At 61.9% G+C, this 1,600-nt stretch carries 1 protein-coding gene; it reads left to right on the top strand.

The annotated features are described in order from the left end of the window. Positions 1–92: 92 nt before the first annotated feature. The gene (locus tag ACGLHR_RS51635) at positions 93–1,448 is read left to right on the top strand and encodes an IS1182 family transposase (RefSeq protein WP_400103861.1); all 1,356 of its coding nucleotides are present in this window, start codon (positions 93–95) and stop codon (positions 1,446–1,448) included. The last annotated feature ends 152 nt before the right edge of the window (positions 1,449–1,600 follow it).

Raw genomic sequence — 1,600 nt, 5'->3', positions numbered from 1 at the left:
CTAGGAGACTGTCGGATTTTCGGGATCTCCGGTCGTCCGGCGGGACGGGTTAGGCGTTAATAAATTAACAAGTTCGCTGAGAGAGTCCATAGGTGAGTCGCTTCGTGCCCGTTGATCGTCAGACCGACTATCTGTTGCCACCGTCAGTGGAGGACTGGTTGCCGGAAGGTCATCTGGCGCGGTTCGTAGTGGAAGTCATCGAGCAGATGGACCTGTCGGAGCTGAGCGGGGCGTACGCGGGTCGCGGCATGGCGGCGCATCACCCTGAGGTGCTGCTGGGCTTGCTGGTGTACGGGTATGCGACCGGAGTGTCTTCGAGCCGCAAGATTGAGAGAGCGACCTATGACTCGGTGGCGTTCCGCTACATTGCGGCGAACACGCATCCGGACCATGACACGCTGGCCACCTTTCGCAAGCGGTTTGCGAGCCAGTTAGAGAAGCTGTTCGTGCAGGTGCTGCTGATCGCGAAGGAGATGAAGCTGGTCAAGCTGGGCCGGATTGCGCTGGATGGCACCAAGGTGAAGGCGAATGCGAGCAAGCACCGCGCGCTGTCGCACGGGCACATCGGCCGGATCGAAGCGCAGTTGCATGAAGAAGTGCAGCAGTTGATGGCGATGGCCGAGAAGACCGATCGAGAGAGTCTGCCAGATGGGATGGATGTACCGGCGGAGATCGCACGGCGCGAAGCGCGACTGAAGGCGTTGGCCGAAGCGAAGGCGAAGATCGAGGCGCGGGCGCAGGAACGGTTCGAGCAAGAGCGGCAGGAGTATGAAGCCAAGGTGGCGCGTCGCGAGGCGCAGAGCAAAGACGGCAAGAAGCCGCGGGGCAAGGACCCGAAGCCGCCGCAAGGCGGTGCCAAGGAACGCGACCAGATCAACCTGACGGACGAAGAGTCGCGCATCATGCCGGTGGCCAGCGGCGGCTTCGAGCAAGGCTACAACGCGCAGGCGGCGGTGGATGTCGAGACGATGTTGATCGTGGGCACGACAGTGACCCAGCAATGCAACGACAAGCGCCAGGTCGCACCGATGATCAACGTGCTGGGGGCGCTGCCCGAGCCATTGGGCCAGCCTGAGGTGTTGCTGGCGGATGCAGGCTACTTCAGTGCGGCCAACGTCGTCACCTGCGAGGCAGCGGACATCACCCCGCTGATCGCGATCCAGCGCGATGCCCATCATCTGCCGCTGATGGAACGCTTCGCCGACGATCCGGCGCCGCCTGAGAGCACCGATCCGATCGTCAGGATGACACACCGACACAAGACGAAGGCGGGGCGAGCACTGTACGGGCTCCGCAAGAGCACGGTCGAACCGGTGTTCGGCATCATCAAGCATGTGATGGGATTCCGGCAGTTCTCACTGCGCGGGCTGTCCAACGTCGCGGCGGAATGGTCGCTGGTCGCGCTCGCGTGGAACGTCAAGCGGATGAACGTATTACGGGGTGTGTAGGGCCGATCAGCGGGCTCTTTGTGCCGCCCCAATCGCCCGATTGCCTTCCTCATCCACTTTCAAATGCCTTTCATCGCGTTTTGACGACTGAGATGAGCCCGCAAACCGGCCGCGAACCCAGTCACGACCTGATGTTTTGAATCACGCTTCAC

Origin of the sequence: Cupriavidus sp. CuC1 (genome assembly GCF_044627735.1) — a bacterium.
Taxonomy (GTDB): domain Bacteria; phylum Pseudomonadota; class Gammaproteobacteria; order Burkholderiales; family Burkholderiaceae; genus Cupriavidus; species Cupriavidus ulmosensis.
This window is presented reverse-complemented; position numbering and strand designations above follow the sequence as displayed.